An 8,277-nucleotide genomic window follows, 5' to 3' on the forward strand; every position below is an offset into this window, starting at 1 on the left:
GCATGAATTTTCTGCCTATGTCCCTGCGCATTTATGTTTGCGCAGCCCTGCTCGGGCTGTGCCTGTCCCTCTCCTTCGCCTGGGCGGCAGAACCGCCGACCAGTGCGTCCATCCAGTCCAGCCTCGACAAGATCGCCGAGCGCAAGCTGCCCGAGGCTGAACAGAAAGCCCTGCAGCAAGTGCTGGAGCAGACCCTGACCTTCCTTGGCAGCAAGGAAGACAGCGAGAAAAAGCTCGCCGCCCTCAAGCAACAGCTCAGTGACGCACCCAACCAGACCCGCGAAAACCAACGCGAACTGGCCAAGCTCAACGACAGCAAAGTGATTCCCGTGGCCCAGCGCTACGCAGCCCTGAGCGTGCCGCAGCTGGAGCAGATGCTGGCCGAGCGCACCACCCAGCAGGGTGAGCTGCAAAAGGCGCTGTCGGAAGCCAACAGTCTGACCATCACCTCGCAAACCCGCCCAGAGCGGGCCCAGGCCGAAATCAGCGCCAACCAGACCCGCACCCAGCAAATCAACAACACGCTCAAGGCGGGCAAGGACGCCGGCAAGCCGTTGACTGCCGACCAGCGCAACCAGCTCAATGCCGAGCTGGCCGCCCTCAATGCCATGACCCTGCTGCGCCGCCAGGAGCTGGCCGGCAACAGCCTGCTGCAGGACCTGGGCAACAGCCAGCACGACTTGCTGATCGAACGCGTCACCCGCATGGAGCAAGAGATCCAGGACCTGCAGACGCTGATCAACCAGAAGCGCCTCGCCCAATCCCAGCAAACCGTTACCGAGCAGTCCCTTGAAGCCCAGAAAGCCGGTGGCAGCACCCTGCTGGCCACCGAGAGCGCGGCCAACCTCAAGCTTTCCGACTACCTGCTGCGCAGTACCGACCGGCTCAATGAACTGACCCAACAGAACCTCAAGACCAAGCAGCAGCTCGACAGCCTGACGCAGGCCGACCAGGCCCTGGACGAACAGATCAGCGTCCTCAAGGGCAGCCTGCTGCTGTCCAAGATCCTCTACAAGCAAAAGCAGGCACTGCCGCACTTGAAAGTCGACCGCGACCTGGCCGACCAGATTGCCGACATCCGCCTGTACCAGTTCGAGGTCAACCAGCAGCGCGAGCAAATCAGCAGCCCCAGCAGCTATGTCGACAAGTTGCTGGCCAACCAGCCGCAGGAAGACGTCACCCCGCAGCTGCGCAAAGCCTTGCTGGAAGTGGCGATCACCCGCAGTGACCTGCTGGAACGCCTGAACCGCGAACTGAGCGCCCTGCTCAACGAATCCATCACCCTGCAACTGAACCAGAAGCAACTGCTGAGCACCTCGCAGAGCCTGCGCACCACCCTGGATGAGCAGATGTTCTGGATTCCCAGCAACAAGCCGCTGGATTTCGAGTGGTTGCGCACAGTCCCCGAGCGCCTGCAAAAGCAAGTGGTCAGCCTGCCCTGGGGCTCCGGCCTGAAGGAATTGGCCGATGGCCTGAGCCAGCGTCCGCTGCTGTTCCTGCCGTTGCTGCTGCTGATCGGCGCCCTGCTGTGGCGACGCAAGTACCTGTATGCGCGCCTGAACAAGGTTCACCAGGACGTTGGCCACTTCAAGCGCGACAGCCAGTGGCACACACCCCAGGCGATTCTGGTCAACATTCTCCTGGCCATGCCACTGAGCCTGGGCCTGGCCTTGTGCGGCCTGGCCCTGCAGATCGATGCCCGTGGCCAGAACGCCAACCTCGGCGCGGCCCTGCTGCAGATCGCCCAGGCATGGCTGGTGTTCTACACCGCCTACCGGATCCTGGCGCCTGGCGGCGTGGCCGAACTGCATTTCCGCTGGGAAAAGCCCCAGGTCGAGTTCCTGCGTGGCTGGATTCGTCGCCTCGGTACCGTGGTGCTGGCCCTGGTCGGCGTGGTGGCGGTGGCTGAACACCAACCTTCGGCACTGGCGGACGACGTACTGGGCATCGGTGTGGTGCTGACCTGCTATGCCCTGATGGCCTGGCTGCTCAGCCGCCTGTTGCTGAGCAGCCCGACCCACCAGAACACCTCGCTGTTTCGCAAGTTCGTCGGCGTGGCTTTCACCGTGCTGCCAGTGGCCCTGTTCATCGCCGTATGCTTTGGCTACTACTACACCGCGCTCAAGCTCACCGACCGCTTGATCGATACCCTCTACCTCCTGATGTTCTGGCTGGTGATCGAGGCCGCCTTCGTTCGCGGCCTGGCGGTAGCCGCACGGCGCCTGGCCTACCAGCGGGCACTGAGCAAGCGCCAGCAGACCACCAAGGAAGGGCTCGATGGCGAAGTCATCGTCGAAGAACCGACCCTGGACATCGAGCAGGTCAACCAGCAGTCCCTGCGCCTGATCCGCCTGGCCTTGCTGGGCGGCTTCATCGCGGCGCTGTACTGGGTCTGGTCCGACCTGATCAGCGTGGTGGCCTACCTCGACAACATCACCCTGTACGAGTACACCAGCGGCACGGGCGCGACCATGAGCATGGTGCCGATCAGCCTCAGCGACCTGCTGGGCGCGCTGGTGATCATCGGCATCACCATTGCCCTGGCCGGCAACTTGCCGGGCCTGCTTGAAGTGCTGGTGCTGTCGCGCCTGAACCTGGCCCAGGGCAGCGCCTACGCCACCACCACCCTGCTGTCCTACGTGATTGCCGGCGTCGGGTTCGTCTCGACGCTGTCGGCCCTGGGTGTGAGTTGGGACAAGCTGCAGTGGCTGGTCGCAGCCCTCTCGGTCGGCCTTGGTTTCGGTATGCAGGAAATCTTCGCCAACTTCATCTCCGGCATCATGATCCTGTTCGAGCGCCCGGTGCGGATCGGCGACACTATCACCATCGGCAACCTGTCGGGTACGGTGAGCAAGATCCGTATCCGCGCCACCACCATCACCGACTTCGACCGCAAGGACATCATTGTCCCGAACAAGACCTTCATCACCGGACAACTGATCAACTGGTCGCTGACCGACACCATCACACGGGTGACCCTCAAACTCGGCGTCGACTACGGCTCGGACCTGGACCTGGTGCGCACCCTGCTGCTCAAGGCAGCCAACGACAACCCACGGGTGCTCAAGGAGCCTGAGCCGATTGTCTACTTCCTGAACTTCGGCGAGAGCACCCTGGACCACGAACTGCGCATGCACGTAAGGGACCTGGGCGACCGCAACCCGGTGCTGGATGAGATCAACCGCTTCATCAACAAAGAGTTCAAAAAGCAGAAGATCAACATCTCGTTCCGGCAGATGGAGATCTACCTGAAGAACATGCAGGGTCAGGAGTACAAGATGGTCCCGGTCGAAAGCCTGGACAAGACCGTACTGCCTACCGGCCCCGACGACAGCAAGCCCGACGGCGACGCACCCGCCAAGCCGGCCTGACTGGACGCCAACGGCCATACCCTTGCAGAATGATCGGATATTCTGCAGGAGATGGCCGTTGAAAGCCCTCGACGAACTGACCTTCGACAACCGCTTCGCCCGCCTGGGCGATGCGTTCTCAACTTCCGTGCTGCCCGAGCCGATCGCCGAACCACGCCTGGTGGTGGCCAGCGACTCGGCCATGGCACTGCTCGACCTTGACCCCACCGAAGCACACTCCCCGGTGTTCGCCGAGCTGTTTGGCGGGCACAAACTGTGGAGCGAGGCCGAACCCCGGGCCATGGTGTATTCCGGGCATCAGTTCGGTTCGTACAACCCGCGCCTGGGTGACGGCCGCGGCCTACTGCTGGGCGAGGTGTACAACGATGCCGGCGAGCATTGGGACCTGCACCTCAAGGGTGCAGGCCAGACGCCTTACTCGCGCATGGGCGATGGCCGCGCCGTACTGCGCTCCTCGATTCGCGAGTTCCTGGCCTCCGAAGCCCTGCATGCCCTGGGCATTCCCAGCAGTCGCGCCCTGTGCGTGATCGGCTCAAGCACCCCGGTATGGCGCGAAACCCAGGAGCGCGCCGCCATGTTGTTGCGCCTGGCACCGAGCCATGTGCGCTTCGGCCACTTCGAATACTTCTACTACACCCGCCAGCCCGAGCAACAAAGGCAGCTTGCCGAGCATGTGCTGAGCCTGCACTTTCCCGAATGCCAAACCGAACCCGAGCCCTACCTGGCGATGTTTCGCAGCATTGTCGAGCGCAATGCCGAGCTGATCGCGCTGTGGCAGGCCTATGGCTTCTGCCATGGGGTGATGAACACCGACAACATGTCGATCCTGGGCATCACCTTCGATTTCGGCCCGTTCGCCTTCCTCGACGATTTCGACGCCAACTTCATCTGCAACCATTCCGACGACCAGGGCCGCTACAGCTACAGCAACCAGGTGCCGATCGCCCACTGGAACCTCAGCGCCCTGGCCCAGGCCCTGACGCCGTTCATCAGCGTCGAGGCGCTCAAGGACACCCTGGCCTTGTTCCTGCCCCTGTACGAAGCCCACTACCTGCACCTGATGCGCCGTCGCCTGGGCCTGACCGAGGCAGAAGATGACGACAAGCAACTGATAGAACGGTTGTTGCAACTGATGCAACCCGGCGCGGTGGACTACACCCTGTTCTTCCGCAAACTGGGAGACCAGGATGCCGAGCAGGCACTGCGGGTGGTACGCGACGACTTCATCGACCTTGCAGGCTTCGATCGCTGGTCAGAGGACTACCTGGCCCGTGTCGCCCGCGAACCCGGCAATGCCGAGGGCCGGCGCGAGCGCATGCACGCGGTCAACCCGCTGTATATCCTGCGCAACTACCTGGCCCAGCGTGCTATTGAAGCAGCTGAACGCGGTGACTACGAAGAAGTGCGGCGCCTGCACCAGGTACTGTGCAAGCCGTTTGAAGAACAGGCGGGAATGGCGGCCTATGCCGAGCGTCCGCCTGAGTGGGGCAAGCACCTGGCAATCAGTTGCTCATCCTGACAATCGCGAGGCAAGTCGAAGCGTCGCACCGCCGCTGCTACGGAGTTTTTTTGATGACTGAACCCCTGCTGATCCCCTGCCCGCACTGCAACGGGCTGAACCGTATCCCGGGCGAGCGCCTGGGCGATTCGCCAAAATGCGGTCGCTGCAAAAGCCCGGTACTGCTGAACACGCCTTTCGAGCTCAAACAGGGCGACTACGCCAGCCAGATCAAGGGCGACCTGCCGCTGTTGATCGACGTCTGGGCCGATTGGTGCGGGCCGTGCAAATCCTTTGCCCCGATCTTTGAACAAGCGGCCAAGCAGCTGAGCGGCCGGTGCCGCCTGGCCAAGCTGGACAGCGAGGCCAATCAACAGTTGGCGGGGCAATTGGGGATTCGGTCGATTCCCAGCCTGATCCTGTTCAGGAATGGCCGGGAAGTAGCGCGCCAGAGCGGTGCGTTTCCACTTCAGCAGTTGCTGGAGTGGCTGCGTAGCCAGGGAATTTGAAAGCCATCGCGGGGCAAGCCCGCTCCTACAGGTTGGAGCGGGCTTGCCCCGCGATCAATTACTAGGCGTTCTCTTCAAGCAAGGCATGCAGCTCGACAAACTGCTGCGTCAGCTTGTGCCGGGGCTCCAGGTGAATCAGCGGCAGGCTGGCCTGATGTGATTCACGCATCTTCACCGAACTGTTGAGGTAGACCGGCAACACCGGAAGGCCTTCGGCCAACAGCTCGTCGAGCATCTGCTGGGGCAGGCTGGCACGGGCCTGGAACTGGTTGACGACGATGCCCTCAACCTGAAGATCCTCGTTGTGATCGTCTTTGAGTTCCTCGATCTCGGCCAGCAGGCCATACAGCGCCTGGCGGGAAAAGCTGTCGCAATCGAAAGGAATCAATACACGATCTGCCGCAATCAGCGCTGAAACGGCGTAGAAGTTCAACGCTGGCGGTGTGTCCAGGTAGATCCGGTCGTAGTCTTCGCTCAGCTCATCGAGCAGTTTGCGCAGCTTGTTGATCTTGTGCTTGGCCTCAAGCTTGGGCTGCAGGTCGGCCAGCTCGGCGGTGGCGGTCACCACATGCAGGTTGTCGAAGGGGGTTTCGTAGATATCGACTTTGTTCTTCTTGGCAAACGGGCCCGAAGACAGGGTCTGCTTGAAGAAATCGGCAATCCCCATGGGAATGTCGTCACCGGTCAACCCGGTCAGGTACTGGGTCGAGTTTGCCTGGGCATCCAGGTCGATCAGCAAGGTTCGATAGCCTTCATTGGCACTCACCGCTGCCAGGTTGCAGGCAATGCTCGACTTGCCCACGCCACCTTTCTGATTGAACACCACGCGCCGCATGGAATGACCTCCGTGTATCAGGGAATGACCGAGTATGTGGTGCCGGCGCAGGCTTGACCAGCACCGTATGCTCAAGATGCCAAGGAATCGACCGACAACCGTTTGCTACCGTCTGTCGGGAAAAAACAGGCTAGTCTGACGAAGCAGATCCTTCGAGGTCTTTTACTGGCGGGCGAATGTGCAACCAGCATTTGCTACCCGCCGGAGTCACCGGGATAATGCGCGCCACTCGGTTTTAGCGCCAAACCCTGCCAGTTCAACAGCTGCAGCACCCTCGGCAAGGCAGTCCCTCAGGGCGGAAAACAACCATCGTGATCACATTCGACATCAGCCAGTGGCGAGCCTGGGCGCCAGGCCTGCAGACGACTGCCGACTGGCAGCACTGGAGCCAGGCAAGCCAGCCCTTAGCGCCGACCGATCAGGCGCCGGATGTGTCGTTTTTGCCTGCCATGCAGCGCCGACGCCTGAGCCGCTTGGCACGCATGGCCTTCGCCGTCGGCTGGCCGTTGGCCGAAGGGCTGGAGGACCTGCCGCTGGTGTTCGTCTGCCGGCACGGGGAAACCCCACGCACCTTCGCCCTCCTCAGCGACCTGGCCCGGGAACAACCGCTCTCCCCCACACAGTTCAGCCTCTCGGTGCATAACGCCGTGATCGGCCTGTGGTCGATCATGCGCGACTCCAGCGCCGAAATGACCGCCCTTGCCGGCGCCGGTGACGGTTTCGAGCAAGGCGTGCTGGAAGCCGCCGGCCTGTTGCACGATGGCGCACCGGCGGTGCTGCTGATCGTCGTTGAAGAACTTCCGCCCCAGGCTTACCGCGACTGGGTCGACGACGTGCCGTTCGACTATGCGCTGGCACTGCTGCTGACCCCCGGTGACACCTGGACCCTGGCCCAGCAGAGCAGCACCACCTCGCACCCCGACAACGAACCACACGCCCTGTGCTGGCTGCGCAACCTGCTGACTGGCCAGGTCACTTTTACCCATACCGGGAAGCGCCGTTCATGGACCTGGCGGCGCAAGCCTTGAACCGGCCACGGGATGCCTACTATTGGCGACTGTTCGCCACCGCATTCAGTTTCGGTCTGTTCGGTGTCGGCAGCCTGTGCCTGCGGGTGCTGGTCATCCCGCTGCTGGCGTGCCTGCCCGGCGACAGCACGCGCCTTCGCCAGCGAACCCGGCATACCATCAGTTGGCTGTTCTGGCGCTTCGTGCGTTTCATGGCGGTGAGCGGCGTGCTGACGTATGAGGTGCGTGGCGCAAACACGCTCGGGCGTCCCGGCCAGATGATCCTCGCCAATCATCCGTCACTGATCGACGTGGTGTTTCTGATCGGCCGGGTACGCCAGGCCAACTGCGTGGTCAAGCAGAGCCTGTTCCACAACCTGTTCACCCGCGGTCCGGTGCGCGCGGCACAGTACATCAGCAACGACGGCAGCATGGACATGCTCGACAGCGCGGCCGCCGCCTTGCACGCAGGCCAGACGTTGATCATCTTCCCCGAAGGCACGCGCACCCCGCCCGGCGAGACGCCCGCCTTTCATCGCGGTGCGGCCGCAATCGCCCTGCGCGGTGCGAAGATCATCACACCGGTGACCATCAAGGTCACCCCCACCACCTTGACCAAGGCCGAGGCCTGGTACCGTATCCCATTGCGCCGAGTGCACTTCAGCCTGCAGATCGGCGAGGATATCGACCCTCAGGCATTTGCAGCCCTCGGGCCTGCCCCCCAGGCCTCACGTAAACTCAACGATTACCTGCACCAGTATTTCATCAAGGAGCTCGCCACAGATGAGCGTTCCACAGCAAGACCTTAACCGTGACATCAAGCTGCTGATCATCGAGGCACTGGGTCTGGAAGATATCAGCGCCGAGGATATCGACGACGATCAGCCCCTGTTCGGCGAAGGCCTTGGCCTGGATTCGGTGGACGCCCTGGAACTTGGCCTGGCCATCCAGAAAAAGTACGGCATCAAGATCGATGCCGACGCCAAGGACACCCGCAACCATTTCACCAGCGTGACCAGCCTCGCCGCTTTCGTCACTGCCAAACAGGCCGCCTGAG

The 8,277-nt window shown here is 62.3% G+C and carries 7 protein-coding genes; 6 read left to right on the forward strand and 1 reads right to left on the reverse strand.

All coding sequences use genetic code 11. The annotated features are described in order from the left end of the window. Positions 1 to 17 precede the first annotated feature (17 nt). The 3 genes from mscK to trxC are packed head-to-tail and all read left to right on the forward strand — an operon-like array spanning position 18 to position 5,378. Positions 18 to 3,371 (forward strand): mechanosensitive channel MscK, encoded by a 3,354-nt coding sequence (gene mscK / locus ABVN19_RS21060; protein WP_105641884.1) that lies wholly within the window; start codon positions 18 to 20, stop codon positions 3,369 to 3,371. 58 nt (positions 3,372 to 3,429) lie between these two features. After that, positions 3,430 to 4,890, forward strand: a complete 1,461-nt coding sequence (gene selO / locus ABVN19_RS21065) for a protein adenylyltransferase SelO (RefSeq protein ID WP_028943956.1) — start codon at positions 3,430 to 3,432, stop codon at positions 4,888 to 4,890. A gap of 53 nt (positions 4,891 to 4,943) precedes the next feature. Then, entirely contained in the window at positions 4,944 to 5,378 is a 435-nt protein-coding gene (gene trxC / locus ABVN19_RS21070; RefSeq protein ID WP_105641883.1) for a thioredoxin TrxC, read from the forward strand. Between the two features lie 61 nt (positions 5,379 to 5,439). On the opposite strand, the gene ABVN19_RS21075 is transcribed toward trxC, so the two are convergent. Further along, positions 5,440 to 6,213: a ParA family protein gene (locus ABVN19_RS21075; protein WP_028943954.1), complete on the reverse strand. Its 774-nt coding sequence runs from the start codon at positions 6,211 to 6,213 to the stop codon at positions 5,440 to 5,442. Between the two features lie 311 nt (positions 6,214 to 6,524). On the opposite strand from ABVN19_RS21075, the gene ABVN19_RS21080 reads away from it, so the two are divergent. Genes ABVN19_RS21080 through ABVN19_RS21090 form a run of 3 tightly spaced genes read left to right on the forward strand, consistent with a single transcriptional unit; the run spans position 6,525 to position 8,276 of the window. Next, positions 6,525 to 7,241 (forward strand): beta-ketoacyl synthase chain length factor, encoded by a 717-nt coding sequence (locus ABVN19_RS21080; RefSeq protein WP_028943953.1) that lies wholly within the window; start codon positions 6,525 to 6,527, stop codon positions 7,239 to 7,241. Then, a complete protein-coding gene (locus ABVN19_RS21085; protein WP_028943952.1) occupies positions 7,217 to 8,029 on the forward strand; it encodes a lysophospholipid acyltransferase family protein in 813 nt (270 codons plus the stop codon). Before ABVN19_RS21080 ends, ABVN19_RS21085 begins: the two co-directional genes overlap by 25 nt. Continuing rightward, the gene (locus tag ABVN19_RS21090) at positions 8,004 to 8,276 is read left to right on the forward strand and encodes a phosphopantetheine-binding protein (protein WP_028943951.1); all 273 of its coding nucleotides are present in this window, start codon (positions 8,004 to 8,006) and stop codon (positions 8,274 to 8,276) included. Before ABVN19_RS21085 ends, ABVN19_RS21090 begins: the two co-directional genes overlap by 26 nt. Position 8,277: the final 1 nt, after the last annotated feature.

This window comes from Pseudomonas vranovensis (assembly GCF_040438935.1).
GTDB lineage: Bacteria > Pseudomonadota > Gammaproteobacteria > Pseudomonadales > Pseudomonadaceae > Aquipseudomonas > Aquipseudomonas vranovensis.